Genomic DNA, 18,601 nt, shown 5'->3' with positions numbered 1-18,601 from the left:
TAACCGCAGCTCACCAGGCACCCACGACCGACCTCAAGTCACAAACCGCCCGCCATCCCACCGCAGATCGCCAAGCACCCACCACCTGACGCAGTTCCCAAGGCGCCGACGATCCCGGCGACCGACGACCGACGACCACTCCATTCGACCACCCCGCACTGCTGTTCACGAGGTGCCCACAGACTGACCTCAATTCCCGAGACTCCCACGACCGACCCGCGATTCGCGATGTACCCGCCACCCGACCGCAGTTCACCAGGCGCCACAACCGACCGCAGCTCACGAACCGCCCACCATCCGACCGCAGATCGCCAAGCACCCGCCACCTGACCGCAGTTCCCGAAGTGCCCACCATCCCGTGCAGCACCCGTTCCGCCGCACCTGGAACGTGATGGACTGCCGCGAGGACATGCCCCCACCAGCACGCAAGCCGCCACCCAGGACCAAGCGGCACGCGCCGGAATTCATTTGCCCCAGGCGTCACCTTGGCCGGACAATCTAGACTCGTGCTTGCTGCTGTCAGACGTCTTCTCCGTCACCTTTCGCTGGATCTGAGCCCGCTGCGTGATTCGCGCGACTACCGGCTGCTCTTCGGGTCCGGCGTCATCACGATGTTCGGCACGATGATCTCCATGGTCGCGGTGCCGTACCAGATGAAGGAGCTGACGGACTCCTATCTGGCGGTCGGCCTCGTGAGTCTGGCGGAGTTCGTGCCGATGGTGGTCTGCGGCCTCTGGGGCGGCGCCATCGCCGACGCGCTAGATCGGCGCCGGATCATCTGGCTGAGTGAACTGGGCTTGCTGGTCACGTCCGCCGCACTCATGATCAACGCGATGCTGCCCGACCCGCAGGTCTGGGTCCTGTACGTGATGGGCGCCCTGGCCACCGGCGTCGGCTCGCTTCAGCGGCCCAGCCTGGAGGCGGTGATCCAGCAGGTGGTCAAGCACGAGCAGCAGAGCGCGGCCGCGGTGCTGTCGAGCCTGCGCTGGAACTTCGGCGCCATAGTCGCCCCCGCGCTGGGCGGCCTGATGCTGACGGCCTGGGGCACCGCCTCCGCCTTCGCCCTGGACACGCTGACCTTCGTGCTCTCCCTGGTGCTGCTCTGGCGGGTCAGGGCCATCCCGCCCGCCGACGACGCCGCCCCCGCCTCGATCCGGTCGCTGATCGAGGGCGTCCGTTACGCGGTGAGCCGTAAGGACCTGATGGGCACCTATCTGGTGGACATCGCCGCGATGGTGTTCGCGATGGCGACGGCGCTCTATCCGTTCCTGGCCGAAGAGCTGAGAGCGCCCGAGGCGCTCGGGCTGCTCTACTCGGCGGCCGCGGTGGGCGCTCTGATCGCCTCGCTCACCGGCCGCTGGACGGCCCGCGTCCAGCGCCAGGGCCTGGGCGTGATCGTCGCCGCCGCGGCCTGGGGCGTGGCCGTGGCCCTGACCGCCCTGGCCCCGAACGTCTGGCTGATCTTCGTCTGTCTCGCCTTCGCCGGCGCGGCCGACATGATCAGCGGCATCTTCCGCATGACGATGTGGAACCAGACCATCCCGCCGGAGCTGCGCGGCCGCCTGGCCGGCATCGAGCTGCTCTCCTACGCCAGCGGGCCGATGCTGGGCAACGCGCGGGCCGGCCTCATGGCCAACTTCGGCGGCACCCGCTTCTCGCTCGGCGCGGGCGGCGTGCTGTGCGTGGCCGCCGTCCTCGCGCTGGCCGCCGCTCTGCCCAGATTCCGCGCGTACGACGCTAGAACCGACGAGCACGCCCTGGCGGAGAAGGCCCGCAGGCAGGCCGCGGCCGACCCGGCCCAGACCCCCGCCTGACCGCCGCCCCACAAGCCACCACTCCACGAGCCACCGCCCCACAAGCCACCGCTCCACGAGCCACCGCCCTACAAGCCACCGCCCCACAAGCCGCGACCCCACCAGTGCCTCACCTCCGGCCCTCGGCCGCGGCGAACGTCGTCAGGGCCTCGGCGTCGGAATAGGTGCTGGTGACGTATTCGTCCACCCATTCCCGGATGCCTTCGTAGCCGCTCTCGACGAGCAGCCGCTCCCGCACCGTCCGCGCGTCCAGCGGCGTGTTCCGCAAGGTGACCGCTCCGCTCTTCCCGTCGAGCAGCGCCCACTGCGCGCCGTAGCGCCCGTACGGCATCCCGACCGACCCCGGGTTGACCACCAGCACCCGATCGGCCAGCCGTACGAACGGCATGTGCGTGTTGCCCAGCACCACGGTGTCGGCCTTCTCCCCCGCCAGCACCTCACCCCATCGCTCCAGCGAGCTGTCCACGAGGATCGTCTCCTCGTCGCTGCGCGGCGTGGCGTGCAGGAACAACGTCCGCCCCAGCCGCCCCAGCTCGATCTCCTGCCGGGCGGGCAGCCCGGCCAGCAACTCGATCTGCTCCTCGCTGAGCTGACCGGCCGCCCAGACCGACGACGGGTAGGGGCAGTCCTTGCCCGCCGCCACCTCCACGAGCTCACGGTCGGCGTTGCCGCTCACCCACGACGCCCGCTCCCCCAGCGAGATCAGCAGGTCGAGGGTCTCCACGGGCATCGGCCCGGCGGCCAGGTCACCGGTGAGCACGATCCGGTCGGCGGACTTCACCTCGGGCTCGGCCAGCACGGCCTCCAGCGCGGGCAGCACACCATGGATGTCGGAGAGGACGGCGATTCGCATAAGGCCACTCTGCCGTGCCCGGCGACCGCCGGAGCCGATGTTCGCTACCCGGCGAACAACTCAGCCGATCGCGAACCGCCCGATTCACCCGGCCTCACCACCGCCGCACCACCTCAGCCGGCCGCACGCCACCCCGCCGTACGGCTCACTCCGCCTCGCGCCACCCGTCGTACCGTTCGATCAGCTCGTCGACCTTGGCCAGGCGACCGGCGTCCAGTCCCTCGACGACGACCAGCCACTGCGCGTCCTCGGCGTCGTCCTCACCGGCGAGGGTCTCCCGTACGACGCGCGGCACCCCCAGCTCGGGAAACCACTCCCCCAGCGTCTCGGCGACCTCCTCGGCGTCGTCCCGCTCCGCGAACACCAGCAAGTACTTCATGAGCCAATCTTCTTATCTTCCGCTTCCGTGTCTTGACGTTCACCAGGCGTGAGCACAATAGATTGGTAGCGTTGAGCCATGACTGCCGAAGCGGTGATCACCAGGATGACGCCTCCGTCGCTCCCCGACTGGATCTTCCCACCTCCCGAGGGCTTCGTAGCGGAAGATCTCGATCACCTTCCGGATTTGCCTGCGCACACAGAGTTGATTGATGGAAGCTTGGTCTTCGTGAGCCCGCAGAGACACTTCCATCACGTAGTCATCCGCGAGTTGGAGCACGCACTTAAGCAGTTCTTGCCCGCAGATCACGAAGTGCTGGGGCAGATGACCGTGAAGCTGGGTGCGCGCCAGCGACCAGAGCCCGACATCATCGTGCTCGGTCCCGACGCGCCCTACGGCCCCGACGTCACCTGCTACGACGCCGCGGACGTCGTGCTCACCGTCGAAGTGGTCTCCAAAGAGTCCGAACTGCGCGACAGGCGGCGCAAGCCGGCCCTCTACGCCGAGGCGGGGATCCCCCACTTCTGGCTCATCGAAGAGGTCAACAGCCGGCCTGCCGTCTTCGTCCACGAACTCAACCCGGCCACGCGGTCCTACGTCGCCACCGGCGTCCATCACGACCGGCTCAAGCTCACGGTCCCGTTCGACCTCGACATCGACCTCGCCACGCTCTACCCGAGCCGCACCCGCTAGAAGGGGCCGGCGCACCGGCCCCTTCACAGCGACGGTCTCAGCCGCGCAGTTGCGCGCCCACCCGGTCGGCCGCCATCGCCACCGCCGCGTCGCGCGCCGCCGTGGTCTCCTCGACCGTCAGCGTACGGTCGGCCGCGCGGAAGCGCATCGAGTAGGCGAGCGACTTGTTCCCCTCGCCCACCTGCTCTCCGGCGTACACGTCGAACAGCCGGATCGACTCCAGCAGCGCCCCGGCCCCGTCACGCAGCGCCGCCTCCACGTCGGCCACCGGCGTGAAGTCGGGCACGATCAGCGCGACGTCCTGGGTGGCCACCGGGTAGGCGGACACCGAGGGCGCCTGCACGGGACCGGGCATGGCCGCCTCGAGCCGTGACAGCTCCAGCTCCATCGCCACCGTACGCGGCGGCAGCCCGTAGGCCTCGATGACCCGGGGGTGCAGCTCGCCGGCGTGGCCGACCAGCGTGTCGCCCGCGTAGAGGGCGGCGCAGCGGCCGGGGTGCCAGGGCTCGTGCTGGTCGGCGCTGATGGACAGCTCGACCCGCGCCTCCGCCGCCACCAGCCGGGCGGCCTGCACCGCGTCGGCCCACGTGGCGGCGCGGCCCGCGCCCCACCAGCCGGATCGTTCGAACTCCCCGGCCAGCACCACCGCGACCCGCAGCGGCTGGTCGGGCAGCGCCGACTCGATCGAGGCCAGCTCTTCGGCGGTCGGCCGGCGTTCGACGCCGAGCACCGGGGCCACGCCCGGCGCTCCCGCGCGCGGGCGGTAGACCGAGCCGGTCTCGAACAGGGCCACGTCGGTGAAGCCGCGGCCGACGTTGCGGACGAGGGTCTTGAGCAGGCCCGGCAGCAGCGTCGTACGCATCAGCGGCTCGTCTTCCGACAGCGGGTTGGCCAGCCGCGCGGCCACCCTGCGGGCGTCGTCGGCGGGCAGCAGCAGCCGGTCGAAGTCGTCGGGACTGATGAACGGGTAGCTGAGCACCTCGACATGACCGCCCTCGGCCAGAGCCCGGCCGACCCGGCGCCGCAGCCGCTGCGCCTCGGTGAGCCCGGCGCCGGCCGGGGCGGAGGGCAGCACCGACGGAAGGCTCTCGTAGCCCTCCAGCCGGATGACCTCCTCGGCCAGGTCGTTGGGGTCGGTGAGGTCGGGCCGCCAGGACGGCGGCGTGACCGTGATCATGTCGTCGCCGGTGACGGCCAGCTTGGCGGCCAGCGCGCCGCCGGTCACCACGCCGGTCGGATCGACGCCGCCGCGGCGCACGGCCGGGTCGTCGCCGTCGGTGACGACGCAGCCGACCTGCTCCAGCCGGGCGATCACGGTGTCTCGGGAGTAGGCCATGCCGGCGACCCGGCCCGGGTAGCCGGACGGGATCGCGATGCGCGCGGGCGACACCTCGACCTCGGCGTGCGTGACGCCGGGCTGGACGCTCGCGCCGCCCAGCTCGGCCAGCATCCGGACCGCCCGCCACGAGGCGACCAGCGGCAGCTCGCGGTCGACGCCGCGTTCGAACCGCTTGGACGCCTCCGACACCAGCCCGTGCCGGCGTGACTCGCGGGAGATGCCGGTCGCGGAGAAGTGGGCGGCCTCGATGACGATGTCGGTCGAGTCGTCGGAGATCTCGGTCTCCAGGCCGCCCATCGTGCCGGCCATCGAGATCGGCCCCGACTGGTCGGTGATGAGGATGTCGTCGGGGTCGAGGTCGCGTACGACGTGGTCGAGCGTCTCCAGCCGCTCGCCTGCCGCGGCCCTGCGCACGACGATCTCGCCCTGGAGCTTGGCCCGGTCGAACGCGTGCAGCGGCTGCCCGAGCTCCAGCATCAGGTAGTTGGTGACGTCGACGGCCAGCGACACGGGACGCACCCCGGCGCGCATGAGCCGCACCCGCATCCACAGCGGGCTGGCGGCGGCCGGGTCGAAGCCGTGTACCTCACGCAGCACGAACCGGTCGCACGCCGTCGGGTCCGCGATCGAGGCCGGCCACGACGTGCCGCTCTCGACGGGCAGCTCGACGTCGGCGGGGTCGCGGAAGGCCACCCCGAACGCCGTCGCCGCCTCGCGCGCCACACCCCTGATCGACAGGGCGTAGCCGATGTCGGGCGTGATCTCCAGCTCGATCACGTCGTCGCGCAGCCCGAGCAGCTCGACCACGTCGGTGCCGATGGGCGTGCCGGCGGCCAGCACCATGATGCCGTTGTGGTCGTCGCCCAGCCCGAGCTCACGCTCGGAGCAGATCATGCCTTCGGACATGCGCCCGTACGTCTTGCGCGCGCCGACCTCGAACCCGCCGGGCAGCACGCCGCCGGGCAGCACGACCGGCACCCGGTCGCCGACGGAGAAGTTGGTGGCGCCGCAGACGATCTCGCGCGGGGTCGCCTCGCCGACCTCGACCGTGCAGTGCCTGATCGGCTTCTTGAACCCGGTCAGCTCCTCGATCGTGAGCACCTCGCCGACCACGACGTTCTTGACGTCGTGGCCGTGGGAGGTGATCGCCTCGAGCTTGAGCCCGGCCGCGGTCAGCCTGTCGGCCACCTCGTGGGCGGTGACCGCCGGGAGATCGACATACTCCCGCAGCCAGGAAAGCGGGACCTTCATCAGATCTCCATTCCGAACGGAAGGGTGAAGCGAACGTCGCCCTCGACCATGTCACGCATGTCCTCGGCGTTGTGGCGGAACATCAGCGTCCGCTCGATGCCCATGCCGAAGGCGAACCCGGAGTAGCGCGCCGGGTCGACGCCGCACGCGATGAGCACGCGCGGGTTGACCATGCCGCAGCCGCCCCACTCGATCCAGCCCTCCGACTTGCAGGTGCGGCAGGGCGGGTTGCCGGGGATCGCCGAGGCGCCGCGGCAGACGAAGCACTTGAGGTCCATCTCGGCGGACGGCTCGGTGAACGGGAAGTAGTTGGGCCGGAACCTGGTCGTGATGCCCTCACCGAACATGACCTCGGCGAACCGGTCGAGCGTGCCCTTGAGGTGGGCCATCGTCAGGCCCTCGTCGACGGCCAGGCCCTCGGTCTGGTGGAAGACCGGCGTGTGGGTGGCGTCGAGCTCGTCGGTGCGGAACGTCTTGCCCGGCGAGATCACGTAGACCGGCAGCTCGCGCTGGAGCAGCGCGCGGACCTGCACCGGCGAGGTCTGCGTGCGCAGCACCATGCCGGAGTCGGTGGAGCCGACGAAGAACGTGTCGTGGTCGGACCTGGCCGGATGGTCCTTGGCGATGTTGAGCGCGTCGAAGTTGAACCATTCGCCTTCGAGCTCGGGGCCTTCGGCCACTTCGTAGCCCATGGCGACGAAGGCGTCGGCGATGCGCTCCTGCAGCGTGGTCATCGGGTGGCGGGCGCCGCGCGGCCGCCGGTCCCAGGGCAGGGAGACGTCGACGGTCTCCTCGACGAGCACCCGCGCGTCGCGCTCGGCCTCCAGCTCGGCCTGGCGGGCGGCCAGCGCCTCGTTGATCGCCTTGCGGGCGCCGCCGACGCGCTTGCCGGCCTCGGCGCGGGCGGCCGGCGGCAGGGCGCCGATCTCGCGGTTGGCCAGGGCGATGGGCGAGCGGTCTCCCGCGTGCGCCAGCCTGGCCTGCTTGAGTGCGTCGAGGTCGGCGGCGGCCTTGATCGCCTCGATGGCGTCGGCCTCCATGCGGGACACCTCGTCGGCATGCAACGGTGTCACCTCGACGGGGTCGTAGTCAGACAAGAGTGAGCTCCGTATCCAGGGCTTGAGCGGAAATGAGTCTAGTGGGAGCCGCCCACCGGGCCCGAATTCCGCCTCAGACGGCGGCGAAGTCGGGTGTGCCGGTGGGCAGGGTAAATCGGAACTCCGCCCCGCCCCCGGGCGCCCGCTGCACGATGATGGTGCCGCCGTGTGCCTCGACCAGGCCCTTGACGATGAAGAGCCCGAGCCCGGTGCCGCCGCGGCGGCGGCTGTTGCCGCCCCGCCAGAACTGCCTGAAGACGCGCGGAGCCAGCTCGGGCTCGATGCCCTCGCCCTCGTCGCGCACCGACACGGCAACTCCCCATTCGACGGACTCGATCTCCATGGTGACGATGCCGCGTCCGTGGCGCACCGCGTTTTCCACCAGGTTACCCAGGATCTGGTCGATCTTGTCCTGGTCGAGCCACATCTCCGGCAGGTGCTCGCCCACGACGAGCCGGTAGCGGTTCTCGCTGTCGCCCGCCGCCACCCGGCCCGCGATGAGCCGGCGCGCCCTGGCGGGCAGATCGACGACCTGGCGGCGTACCTCCAGCCGGCCCGACTCGATGCGGGAGACGTCGAGCAGCTCGGTGATGAGCCGGGTGACGCGGTCGGCGTCGTTGTTGACGGTCTCCAGCATGACGCGCTTCTGCTCGTCGGTGAAGCGGGTCCACTTGGCCAGCAGCGTCGCGGTGAACCCCTTGACGCTGGTCAGCGGCGAGCGCAGCTCGTGGGCCACGGTGGAGACCAGGTCGGCCCTGCTGCGCTCCAGCCGCGCGCGGGCGCCGCCGTCGCGCAGGGTGATCGCCACCCGGTCGACGTCGCCGCCGCGCTCCGGCTCGCGTACGAGCCTGGCCGCGACGTAGAGCTCCTGCCCGCCGGGCAGGTGCAGCGGACGCTCGGGCACCCGCGTCCTGATGCGCAGGCCGCCCTCGGGGTCGAGCGCCTTCCACCAGTCGCGCCCGTCATGGTCGCGGAAGGGGAACACGTCGTTCATGTGCCTGCCGACCGCGCGCTCCATGGCGACGCCGGTGAGCCGGGAGGCGGCCCGGTTGACGGCCCTCACGCACCCATATCGGTCGGTCATGATGAGGCCGTCAGGAAGGTCGTCGATGGCTATCGTGCACGCGGCGGCCACAACTCGCCCGTCGGTGTCTGCGCCGTGCACGACCTCGCCTCCTCCGCCTACAACGCCGACAATAGCGGGTTTCCAGCCACCTAGGGCACTCGCTGCGCCCTGGCCGAGGAGTAAAGGCATACCGCCGCGGCAGTGGCCAGGTTGAGACTTTCAGCCTGTCCGTAGATGGGCACTCTGACCACATCGTCCGCCTCGGCGAGTATCTCCTCCGGTAGCCCCCATGCCTCGTTGCCGAAGATCCACGCGGTGGGTCCCGCGAGATCGACATCATCGAGCGTGTGCTTGCCCGCGCCGTCGGCCGCCAGCACGCGCAGGCCCCGCTCCCTTAGTTGACGCACGGCGGCGCCGACCGGTGCACCGATGGTGACGGGAAGATGGAACAGGCTACCGGCGCTGGCGCGGACGCACTTGCCGTTGTACGGATCCACGGACGCGTCCGTGAGCACCACCGCGTCGGCCCCGGCGGCGTCGGCCGCCCGCATGACGGTCCCGGCGTTGCCCGGGTCGCGCACGTGCGCGAGCACCGCGACCAGCCGCGGCTGCCCGCTGAGGGCCTGCTCCAGCGGCACGTGCACGAGCCCGCAGACGGCCACGAGGCCCTGCGGCGTCACGGTCTGGGACAACTCCGACATGACCTCGCCGCTGGCCCGGTGCACGGGGACGCCCTGCAGCGTGGCCTGGGTGATGAGCTCGGGATGGCGCAGCTCCGCCTCCGCCGTGCTGAACAGCTCCAGCGTCACACCGTCGAGCTTGAGCGCCTCGCGTACCGCCTGCGGCCCCTCGGCCAGGAACTTCCTGTCCTGCTCCCTGAAGGCCCGCTTGGTGAGCCGCCTGGCGGCCTTCACCCGCGGCGACCTCACGTTGGTCAGCTCGGACCCGCCCATCCACATCCCCCAGTCGTGCGAGCAACGGCCGTACGGATGACAGCCCTTGAACAACAAAGGGCCCACCGTCATCGGTGGGCCCCTCAGAACAATTGCCTCAGCTCGCGGCCGGAGCGTTCACGTTGGCCGGAAGGGCCTTCTTGGCGGCCTCGACGAGCGTGGCGAAGGTCTGGCTGTCGTTGACCGCGAGGTCAGCGAGGATCTTACGGTCGACCTCGATGTTCGCCAGACGCAGACCCTGGATCAGGCGGTTGTAGGTCATGCCGTTCTGTCGAGCCGCGGCGTTGATGCGCTGGATCCACAGACGACGGAAGGTGCCCTTGCGGTCCTTGCGGTCCCGGTAGGCGTACGTCATCGAGTGGAGCATCTGCTCCTTGGCCTTGCGGTACAGCCGCGACCGCTGGCCACGGTAACCGCTCGCCCTCTCGAGGACGACCTTGCGCTTCTTCTTGGCGTTGAGCGCCCGCTTCACGCGTGCCATGTTGTATCTCCCCGGGGGTTCGCGCTACTTGGCGAGCAGCTTCTTGATCTTCTTGGAGTCGGCGTCGGAAAGGACGACCTCGTTCTTGAGACGGCGCGTCAGCGTGGACGACTTCCACTCGTTGTAGTGCGCGCGGTTCGCACGGCGACGCTTGATCTTGCCGGTGCCGGTGACCCGGAACCGCTTCTTCGCACCGCTGTGCGTCTTCATCTTCGGCATGTCGCCGTCTCTCCTCGTTTCGGTCGTGCCGGTGGCCGGGCCGGTGCTGGCCGGCCCGGTCGTGGCGTCTTCGTCTGCCCGGTGGCTGCTGGGGTGTTGTAAGGCTAACCCCAACTGCGGGTCACTCTTCCGGTGGGGAAGGCTCCTCGCCGCCACGCTGTGCCTTGGCTGCGGCCTTCTCCGCCTTCGCCTCGGCCTTCTTCTTGTGCGGACCGATCACCATGATCATGTTACGGCCGTCCTGCTTGGCGTGGGACTCGACGAACCCCAGCTCCTGGACGTCGTCCGCCAGCCGCTGCAGCAGCCGGAAGCCGAGCTCCGGCCGGGACTGCTCGCGTCCGCGGAACATGATCGTGACTTTGACCTTGTCCCCCGCCTTGAGGAACCGCACCACGTGACCCTTCTTGGTCTCGTAGTCGTGCGGGTCGATCTTCGGCCGGAGCTTGATCTCCTTGATGATCGTGTGCGCCTGATTCTTGCGCGCCTCGCGCGCCTTCATCGCGGACTCGTACTTGAACTTGCCGTAGTCCATGAGCTTGCACACGGGCGGTCGAGCCGTGGCCGCGACCTCGACAAGGTCGAGGTCGGCCTCCTGGGCGAGCTTCAGCGCGTCATGGATGGAGACGATGCCGACCTGCTCGCCGTTCGGGCCCACGAGGCGAACCTCGGGAACTCGGATACGCTCGTTGATGCGGGGCTCAGTGCTGATGGGGCCTCCTAGGTTTGCGATCCCTACGTGCTCGTCGTGACGGGAGCTCAACGCGCTCGCAGAACGCGAAAAGCCCCGCACGTCGCGCATGCGGGGCCACTGAGCTCTGTGGCTTCGTGGCCTTGAGCTCCCCGGAGTAGTCCGGCGTGATCCTGGACCCGGCCACCTCGCGGTGACTCAGGTGGGAGGGAGACCTCCGCTTGCGCGTCCAGCAAGGCATGCCGGACCGATCAGAGAGCTACATTACCACAACACCGAATCGTTCTCGATTCATCCCGCCGCCGCCTGCCCGAGCCCCGGCCGGGCGTATCCGATCCCGCGCGTGCGGGTGCCGGTTCAGCGTGCCTGGGCGGCCGTGCGGCGGAGGATCTCGGACTGCCCCGCGGCGCGCATAGCCTCGATCGGCACGTCCGTGATGCCCGTCATCAGCCGCACTTGCCGCACCGCCTGGTGCAGCAGCATCTCGAAGCCGCCGATCACGGTGCCGCCCGCCGCCTGGACCGCCGCCGCGGCGCCGGTCGGCCACGGCGAGTAGACCACGTCGAACAGGGCCGGTACGCGCGCCAGCCGGCCCGCGAAGACGTCGGCCGCGCCGCCCGGCAGCGTGGAGACCACCAGGTCCACCCCCGTGCGCGCGTCGAGCTTGTCGAACGTCTCCACCGCCAGCGCCACGCCCAGCCGCTCGGCCACCGCGGCCGTCTCCCCCGCCCGCGCGGGATCGCGCACCAGCAGGGTCGCCGCGTGGAGCCCGAGGTTGCGCAGCGCCGCCAGCGCCGAGGCGGCCGTGGCCCCGCCGCCCAGCACGGTCGCCGACCGGGGCGCGGGCACCCCCGCCTCGGCCAGGGCCCGCTCGATGCCGTAGACGTCGGTGTTGTCGCCGTGGCGCCGCCCGTTCTGGAAGATCACGGTGTTGGCCCCGCCGACCTCGACGGCCGTCTCGGAGACGGTGTCGAGCAGGGGCAGCACGGCCCGCTTGAGCGGCATCGTCAGCGACAGCCCGGCCCAGGCGTCCTCGCCGGCGCCGGCCTGGCCGCGCACGGGCCCGAGCCCCGCCAGCAGCTCAGGCAGCCGCGCCTCGTCGCACTCGAACGCCTCGTAGCTCCACCCGCCGAGCCCCATCGCCTGGTAGGCGGCCCGGTGCAGGTACGGCGAGAGCGAATGGCCGATGGGCGACCCCATCACCGCAGCCCGCATCCCCCACTCCTTCCGAACAGGACGACCCTATCGCCACGGCGGCCCGGGAAACGCGCACGGCCGCCCGGAGTCGTCCGGGCGGCCGTGGGCGATGAGCTTCCGTGGCGAGCGTGCGGGTCGGCCGCCGTCGCGTTCGGTCAGCCGCCGTCGCGCCTGACCCCGTCGTCGTCGCGTTCGGTCAGCCGCCGTTGCGCTTGAACTCCGCGAGCAGCTCGTTGAACTCCGCCTCCGTGGTGGCGAACTTGGTGACGCTGCTCTTGGGGTCGGTGGCGACGAAGTAGCGCCACGTGCCCTTGGCCGGGTTGAGCGCCGCCTCGATGGCGTGGTCGCCGGGGTTGGTGATGGCTCCCGGCGGCAGGCCCAGGTTCGCGTACGTGTTGTACGGGTGCTTGATCTTCGTCTCGGCGAAGGTGGCGGTGGTGCGGTACTTCTTGAGCGCGTACATCACCGTGCTGTCCATCTGCAGCTTCATCGGCGGGTTGAGCTCAAGCCGGTTGTAGATGACGCGCGCGATCTTCGCCATGTCCTCCTGCCGACCCGCTTCGGCCTGCACGATGCTGGCGATGACGACGATCTCGTGCGGCGTGCGGCCGAGGGCCTTGGCGCCGCCCTCGATGTCCATCTGCTCGGCCGTCTGGTTGAACCGGTCGACCATCGCCGTCAGCATCTGCTTCGGCGTGGTCTTGGGCTGGAACTCGTACGTGGCCGGGAAGGCGTACCCCTCCAGCCGGCCCTTCGCGTACGACGGCAGGTCCAGGTCCTTGGTGCTCTTCGCCGCGGCGGTGAACTCCTTGACCGGCTTGCCGGTCTCCTTCGCGAGGGTGGAGAGGGTGTCGGACAGACGCAGCCCTTCCTTGATCGTCACCTTGGCGAGCAGCCGGTTGTCCGAGCCGAGCCGCTGCACCGCGGCGGCGGCCGACATCTTCTTGGCCATCTTGTACTCGCCCGGCTGCAGCTTGTCGCTCATCCCGGCGTTGGCGATGGCGTTGGTGAACGCCCTGGCGCTGGCGACGACCCCCTGCCGCTCCAGCTCCGTGGCCACCTCGGACGCGCTCTGGCCGCTCTTGATCTCGATGATGACCTCGCCGCTGCCCTGACCGGTGTAGTCGTCGGGCACGAGGGCGTCGCTGAGCCACAGGTAGCCGTAGTAGCCTCCGCCGCCGATGATGCCCGCCAGGACGAAGAAGGCGAGCAGCGGCGCGATGAACCCGCCCCGGTTGCGGCGACGGCGGCGCCTGCGGCCGCGTCTGCCGGCCCCGCGGCCTCCGCGCCTGCCGGAGCCTTCGTCGTCCTCGGGGCCGAGCAGAGTGTTCAGGTCGAGATCGTTCATAGGTGCGCTGGCCAATCTCCCGGTACTGCCTGCCGGGCGTCAAGCGGAACTGCCCAACCGGCTGGAGTCACCGAGCGAAACTGGGGGATCCGCCGTACGTGCTGCCACGGACGGCGGAGATCACTCTGGGTAGCCATGCTAAGGGACGGAAAGAGGGCGCATGCCCCGTTTTGGGGCTTTTGCGCGGAGAGAGCGGCGGCCCTGGCGAACATCAGCTCGTCCCGAGGTTCTTGTTCAACTCTTCCCGGTATCTCACGAACTCGCTCTCTTTGTTGGTGAATTTGGTGATTCTATGGCCCGGATCCGTGGTGACAAACCAGTGCCAATCACCTTCGGCAGGGTTCAGGGCTGCCATCAGCGCCTTCTCGCCCGGATTGGCGATAGGCCCCGGCGGCAGTCCCTTGTGGCGGTACGTGTTGTAGGGAGAGTTCACCTTGGTGTCACTCTCCGTGACCTTCAGTGTTCGCCGGTTCTGGGCGTACAGCACGGTGCTGTCGATCTCCAGCGGGGTGCCCTTCTCCAGCCGGTTGTAGATCACCCTGGAGATCTTCGGGTAATCCTCGTCCGTCCCGCCCTCCGCCTGGATCATGCTGGCCACCGTGACGACCTGCAGCGGGGTGAGGTTCACCTTCGCGGCCTGCTCCTCCAGGCCCACGTGCCTGGCCGCGGCGGCGAACCGCTCGGCCATCGCGGCCAGCACGTCCACGGCCGTGTCGCCCGGCTCGATCTCGTACGTGGCGGGGAAGAGGAAGCCTTCGAGCCCGTGAGCGTACTCGGGGAGCCCGACGAGGTCCTTGTCCACACCGCGCAGCGCCTCGATCGGCAGCCCGGCCAGCTTGGCCACCCGGGTCAGCACCTCCGACACCCGCATGCCCTCGGGCACGGTCACCCGCCGCACGATCCTGGAGGCGGGGGCGAGGAGCAGGTCGAGCGCCGCCGTCGCCGCCATGCCCTTGCGCAGGCGGTAGTGTCCCGGCCGCAGCCGGTCGCTCATCGCGCGGTCCTCCGTCACGTTCACGAACGACTGCACGCTGGCCACCACCCCGGCGTCGGCCAGCGCCGAGCCGATGTCGGCCGCGCTGGAGCCGGGCGGGATGCGCACCGTCACGGCGCCACTGCCCGTCCCCTCGAAGTCGTCGGGGCTGAGGTACGGCTTGAGCATCACGATCGCGCCGAGCCCGACGGCCAGCACGCCCGCCAGCAACCCGGCGGACAGCAGACCCACCTTCCGCATCGCCTGCCCCCGCCGCCCAGCGGGCTCCTCGTCCCCGGCTTCAGGGCCGGGTTCGTCCCGCCCGCCGGCGGCCCAGGAGCCGTCCCGGCCAGGCTCAGGACTGTCCAACCCGGCCGAGGCCGCGTAGTCACCTCGTCCGCCCCGGCGCCCGGGATCGCCCAGCCCGGCTGCATGCTCGGGGCCGCTCTGCCCGGCCGGATGCCCGGGGCCGCCCTGCCCGCCGGAGGGCTCAGGGCCGCTCGGCCCGGTCCGGCGCTCGGGATCGTCCGGCGTGTCCGGAGGCTCGGGATCGTCCTGCGGGTCCCGAAGTTCAGGACCGTCCTGCGCGCCCGAAAGCGCGGGATCGTCCTGTGGGCCCCGAAGTTCAGGGCCGTCCTGCGGATCTCGAAGTTCGGGATCGTTCTGCTCCGCCCGGCTTTCCGGCCCTTCGGCCGGGCTGTCCGCGGGCTGGAACGGGATCATGTCGTCGGCGTCGTCCTCGTTCTCAGGCGTCCTGTTCACGCGATCACCTCACCGGCGACCGTCGTTCCCAGACCTGCATCCGACACCTCGGGCACACCTGTAGTACGCGCGGGAGCCGGACCGGGATCACATCCTCCCGGCAAGAACCCCGTAACCCCGGACGCGAGCCCGCCCCTCCTGGGCGGGCGGCAGGCCGTCCCCGGCGCGGGTGCAGCCGTGAGCGGGCGGCGGCGGCCCGCCACCCCTGGCGGATGAAGCGCCACGCCGGAACCGCGCTCTCCCCTCACCGGCACGGCGTGCCCGCACGCATGGGCGGGCAACGGGGCGGGTGGATAGGTCGTGGTGGGCCGGACGGCCGGAGTGCGGCCGTTCATGAGGCAGGTCCGTCGGCCGCGGATGGCGGTTCGACGGGCCTGCCTGGTGGTCTTTCCGTGGCGCGCTCGGAGTCGAGCGCGTCCTGCAGCAGCACCACGGCCGCCGCCTGATCGACGACGCCGCGCTGCTTCTTGGCGCGTACGCCGCTGGCCCGCAGGCCCTGCTGCGCCGTCACCGTGGTCAGCCGCTCGTCGAACAGCCGCACGGGCGTGGGCGCCAGCCGGGCCGCGAGCTTGACGGCGAACTCGCGGGCGAGCCCGGCCGCCTGTCCTTCGCGCCCCGACAACGAGGTGGGCAACCCCACCACGACCTCGATCGCCTCATGCTCGGCGACGATCGCGGCGATGCGGGCGAGGTCGCCCTTGCCTCGTCTGACAGTCTCCACCGGCGTGGCCAGCATCCCCGAGGGGTCACTGCGGGCCACGCCGATACGGACGGAGCCGACGTCCACGCCGATCCGTGCACCGAACCTCATGTCAGCCGAGCTGCCCAGAAATCGCCTCTTCGACCAGGCGCAGCGCGTCGCCGATCGCCTCCGGTCGTGTGCCGCCGCCTTGCGCGACATCGTCCTTGCCGCCACCGCCACCCCCAAGAGCCTTGGCGGCGACGCCGACCAGCCGTCCGGCCTTGAGCCCCAGCTCGCGCCCCGCCTCGTTGACCGTGGCAACCACCACCGGCCGGTCGGAGGGGGCACCGGCGATCACGACGACCGCCGGCCTGTCGGCCGGGAACCTGCCACGCACATCAAGCGCGAGCTTACGCAGGTCATCGGCACCGGTGCCATCAGGCGCGCGGTGCGTCACGACGGAGACTCCGTGCAGGTCACGAGCCTGGGCCGTCAGGTCGCCCGCGACCTGGAGCACCTGGGCCGAGCGGACCTTCTCCAGCTCCTTCTCCGCGGTGCGCAGCCGGGTGACGATGCCCTCGATGCGCTCGGGCAGCTCTTCCCTGCGCGCCTTGAGCTGCTCGGTGAGCTGCGCGACCAGCACGCTCTCGCGGGCCAGGAAGCGGAAGGCGTCGATGCCGACGAGCGCCTCGACGCGGCGCACGCCCGCGCCGACGGACTGCTCGCCCAGCACCTTGACCAGGCCGAGCTGGCCGGAGCTGTGGACGTGGGTGCCGCCGCACAGCTCGCGCGAGTAGTCGCCGATCTCGACCACGCGGACCTCGTCGCCGTACTTCTCGCCGAACATCGCCAGCGCGCCCATCGCCCTGGCCTCCGCCTGCGAGGTGTAGAAGGCGTTGACCTTGAGGTCGTTGATGAGCACCGCGTTGACCTCGTCCTCGACATCACGCAGCACGCTGGGCGGAACCGCGCCCGCCGCGGTGAAGTCGAAGCGGAAGCGGCCGGGCGAGTTCTCCGAGCCGGCCTGCGCCGCCGTCTCGCCGAGCGCGTTCTTGAAGCCGCGGTGGACGAGGTGGGTGGCGCTGTGGCTGCGCGAGATCGCGCGGCGGCGCTCCAGGTCGATCTCCGCCTGCGCCTCGTCGCCGACCTTGAGCTCACCGGCGCGGATCTTGCCGCGGTGCACGACGAGCCCGGCCAGCGGCGACTGCACGTCGGTGATCTCGACCTCGGCCCCGCCGGTGCGGATCACGCCCTGGTCGGCGAGCTGGCCGCCACCCTCGGCGTAGAACGGGGTGCGCTGGAGCACGACCTCGACCGTGGCACCCGCACCCGCCGCCGGGACGGACACGCCGTCCACGAGGATGCCGACCACGCTGGTGTCGGCCTCGGTCTGGTCGTAGCCGAGGAACTCGACCTTGCCGCCCGCCTCCAGCAGCTGCCCGAAGACGGAGATGTCGGCGTTGCCGGTCTTCTTCGCCGCCGCGTCGGCCTTGGCCCGCTGCCGCTGCTCCTTCATGAGGCGGCGGAAGCCCTCTTCGTCGACCTTGAGGCCGTGCTCGGCCGCCATCTCCAGGGTCAGGTCGATCGGGAAGCCGTAGGTGTCGTGCAGCTGGAACGCCTGGTCGCCGCTGATCGAGGTGCCGGACTTGCGCTTGGTCTCCTCGACCGCCACGTCGAAGATCGCGGTGCCGGTGCGGAGCGTGCCGAGGAAGCTCGCCTCCTCGGCGTCGACGACCGCGTGGATCTGCGGCGCGTCGGTCTTGAGCTCGGGATACTGCTCGCCCATGACGTTGATCGCCACGTCGGTCAGCTCGTGCATGTAGCGCTGGTCGCCCGAGCCGAGCAGGCGCAGGTTGCGGATCGAGCGGCGCAGGATGCGGCGCAGCACGTAGCCGCGGCCCTCGTTGCCGGGCATGACGCCGTCGGCGACCAGCATGGTGCCGGTGCGCACGTGGTCGGCGATGACGCGCAGGCTGACGTCGGAACGCGCGTCGCGGCCGTAGCGGGTCTTGGTGAGCTCGGCCGCCCGATCGAGGATCTTGTACGTGGTGTCGATCTCGTAGATGTTGTCGACGCCCTGCAGGATCGCCGCCATGCGCTCCAGGCCCATGCCGGTGTCGATGTTCTTGCTCGGCAGCTCGCCGGAGACGTCGAAGTCGACCTTGGAGCGGACCTGGCTCAGCTGGTACTGCATGAACACCAGGTTCCAGACTTCGAGGTAGCGGTCCTCGTCGGCGACGGGCCCGCCCTCCTTGCCGTATTCGGGGCCGCGGTCGTAGTAGATCTCCGAGCAGGGGCCGCCAGGGCCCGGCACGCCCATGTGCCAGTAGTTGTCCTCCAGGCCGCGGCGCTGGATGCGGTGCTCGGGCAGGCCGACCTTGTTGCGCCAGAGGTCGAAGGCCTCGTCGTCCTCCAGGTAGACCGTCGCCCACAGCTTGTCCTCGGGGAAGCCGAAGCCGCCGTCGGACTCGGACTTCGTCAGCAGCTCCCACGCGAACGGGATCACTTCGGCCTTGAAGTAGTCGCCGACGGAGAAGTTGCCCAGCATCTGGAAGAACGTCGCGTGCCGGGTGGTCTTGCCCACCTCGTCGATGTCGGGGGTGCGCACGCACTTCTGCGCGGTGGCCAGCCGTGGCGCCGGAGGCTTGCGCTGCCCCAGGAAGTACGGCTTGAACGGCACCATACCCGCGTTGACCAGGAGAAGCGTCGGGTCCTCAGCGATCAGGCTGGCCGAGGGCACGACCTTGTGCCCACGCTCCTCGAAGAAGCGCAGGAAGCGGCGGGCGATCTCTGCCGACTCCATGGT

Annotated in this window: 16 protein-coding genes; 2 read left to right on the top strand and 14 right to left on the bottom strand. The window is 70.4% G+C overall.

Features of this window, described 5'->3' with window-relative positions:
* Positions 1-506 precede the first annotated feature (506 nt).
* Positions 507-1,814 (top strand): MFS transporter, encoded by a 1,308-nt coding sequence (locus tag B0I32_RS37870; RefSeq protein ID WP_106247929.1) that lies wholly within the window; start codon positions 507-509, stop codon positions 1,812-1,814.
* Between the two features lie 109 nt (positions 1,815-1,923).
* Here the strand turns inward: B0I32_RS37870 and B0I32_RS37865 are convergent, their stop codons facing one another.
* Both B0I32_RS37865 and B0I32_RS37860 read right to left on the bottom strand, forming a co-directional pair.
* Positions 1,924-2,667 carry a metallophosphoesterase family protein gene (locus B0I32_RS37865; RefSeq protein WP_106247928.1) on the bottom strand — a complete coding sequence of 248 codons (744 nt, stop codon included), beginning with the start codon at positions 2,665-2,667 and terminating at the stop codon, positions 1,924-1,926.
* A 145-nt stretch (positions 2,668-2,812) separates the two neighbouring features.
* Positions 2,813-3,046: a hypothetical protein gene (locus B0I32_RS37860; protein WP_106247927.1), complete on the bottom strand. Its 234-nt coding sequence runs from the start codon at positions 3,044-3,046 to the stop codon at positions 2,813-2,815.
* A 78-nt stretch (positions 3,047-3,124) separates the two neighbouring features.
* Here B0I32_RS37860 and B0I32_RS37855 point away from each other — a divergent pair, with 78 nt between their 5' ends.
* Positions 3,125-3,739: a Uma2 family endonuclease gene (locus B0I32_RS37855; RefSeq protein ID WP_245956270.1), complete on the top strand. Its 615-nt coding sequence runs from the start codon at positions 3,125-3,127 to the stop codon at positions 3,737-3,739.
* Positions 3,740-3,776: 37 nt separating this feature from the next.
* Here B0I32_RS37855 and B0I32_RS37850 read toward each other — a convergent pair whose 3' ends face one another.
* The 12 genes from B0I32_RS37850 to alaS form a co-directional block, all read right to left on the bottom strand.
* Positions 3,777-6,329, bottom strand: coding sequence for a phenylalanine--tRNA ligase subunit beta (locus B0I32_RS37850; protein WP_106247926.1), 2,553 nt, complete (start codon positions 6,327-6,329; stop codon positions 3,777-3,779).
* Positions 6,329-7,369 (bottom strand): phenylalanine--tRNA ligase subunit alpha, encoded by a 1,041-nt coding sequence (gene pheS, locus B0I32_RS37845; protein WP_245956280.1) that lies wholly within the window; start codon positions 7,367-7,369, stop codon positions 6,329-6,331. Before pheS ends, B0I32_RS37850 begins: the two co-directional genes overlap by 1 nt.
* A 130-nt stretch (positions 7,370-7,499) precedes the next feature.
* Entirely contained in the window at positions 7,500-8,591 is a 1,092-nt protein-coding gene (locus tag B0I32_RS37840; RefSeq protein WP_106247924.1) for a sensor histidine kinase, read from the bottom strand.
* Between the two features lie 50 nt (positions 8,592-8,641).
* On the bottom strand, positions 8,642-9,445 hold the full coding sequence (locus B0I32_RS37835; RefSeq protein WP_106248041.1) for a TrmH family RNA methyltransferase: 804 nt from the start codon (positions 9,443-9,445) through the stop codon (positions 8,642-8,644).
* A 97-nt stretch (positions 9,446-9,542) separates the two neighbouring features.
* The gene (rplT, locus tag B0I32_RS37830) at positions 9,543-9,926 is read right to left on the bottom strand and encodes a 50S ribosomal protein L20 (protein ID WP_090945401.1); all 384 of its coding nucleotides are present in this window, start codon (positions 9,924-9,926) and stop codon (positions 9,543-9,545) included.
* 24 nt (positions 9,927-9,950) lie between these two features.
* Positions 9,951-10,145, bottom strand: coding sequence for a 50S ribosomal protein L35 (gene rpmI / locus B0I32_RS37825; RefSeq protein ID WP_090761693.1), 195 nt, complete (start codon positions 10,143-10,145; stop codon positions 9,951-9,953).
* A 121-nt stretch (positions 10,146-10,266) separates the two neighbouring features.
* Entirely contained in the window at positions 10,267-10,905 is a 639-nt protein-coding gene (gene infC / locus B0I32_RS37820; protein WP_281262650.1) for a translation initiation factor IF-3, read from the bottom strand.
* A gap of 285 nt (positions 10,906-11,190) precedes the next feature.
* Positions 11,191-12,048 carry a shikimate dehydrogenase gene (locus B0I32_RS37815; RefSeq protein WP_106247923.1) on the bottom strand — a complete coding sequence of 286 codons (858 nt, stop codon included), beginning with the start codon at positions 12,046-12,048 and terminating at the stop codon, positions 11,191-11,193.
* A 178-nt stretch (positions 12,049-12,226) separates the two neighbouring features.
* Positions 12,227-13,378 (bottom strand): endolytic transglycosylase MltG, encoded by a 1,152-nt coding sequence (gene mltG / locus B0I32_RS37810; RefSeq protein WP_106247922.1) that lies wholly within the window; start codon positions 13,376-13,378, stop codon positions 12,227-12,229.
* Positions 13,379-13,589: 211 nt separating this feature from the next.
* Positions 13,590-15,113 (bottom strand): endolytic transglycosylase MltG, encoded by a 1,524-nt coding sequence (gene mltG, locus B0I32_RS37805; protein ID WP_245956268.1) that lies wholly within the window; start codon positions 15,111-15,113, stop codon positions 13,590-13,592.
* A gap of 331 nt (positions 15,114-15,444) precedes the next feature.
* Positions 15,445-15,924 carry a Holliday junction resolvase RuvX gene (ruvX, locus tag B0I32_RS37800; RefSeq protein ID WP_106247920.1) on the bottom strand — a complete coding sequence of 160 codons (480 nt, stop codon included), beginning with the start codon at positions 15,922-15,924 and terminating at the stop codon, positions 15,445-15,447.
* Position 15,925: 1 nt separating this feature from the next.
* Positions 15,926-18,598, bottom strand: coding sequence for an alanine--tRNA ligase (gene alaS, locus B0I32_RS37795; protein ID WP_106247919.1), 2,673 nt, complete (start codon positions 18,596-18,598; stop codon positions 15,926-15,928).
* Positions 18,599-18,601: the final 3 nt, after the last annotated feature.

This window comes from Nonomuraea fuscirosea (assembly GCF_003001935.1).
GTDB classification, from domain to species: domain Bacteria; phylum Actinomycetota; class Actinomycetes; order Streptosporangiales; family Streptosporangiaceae; genus Nonomuraea; species Nonomuraea fuscirosea.
This window is presented reverse-complemented; position numbering and strand designations above follow the sequence as displayed.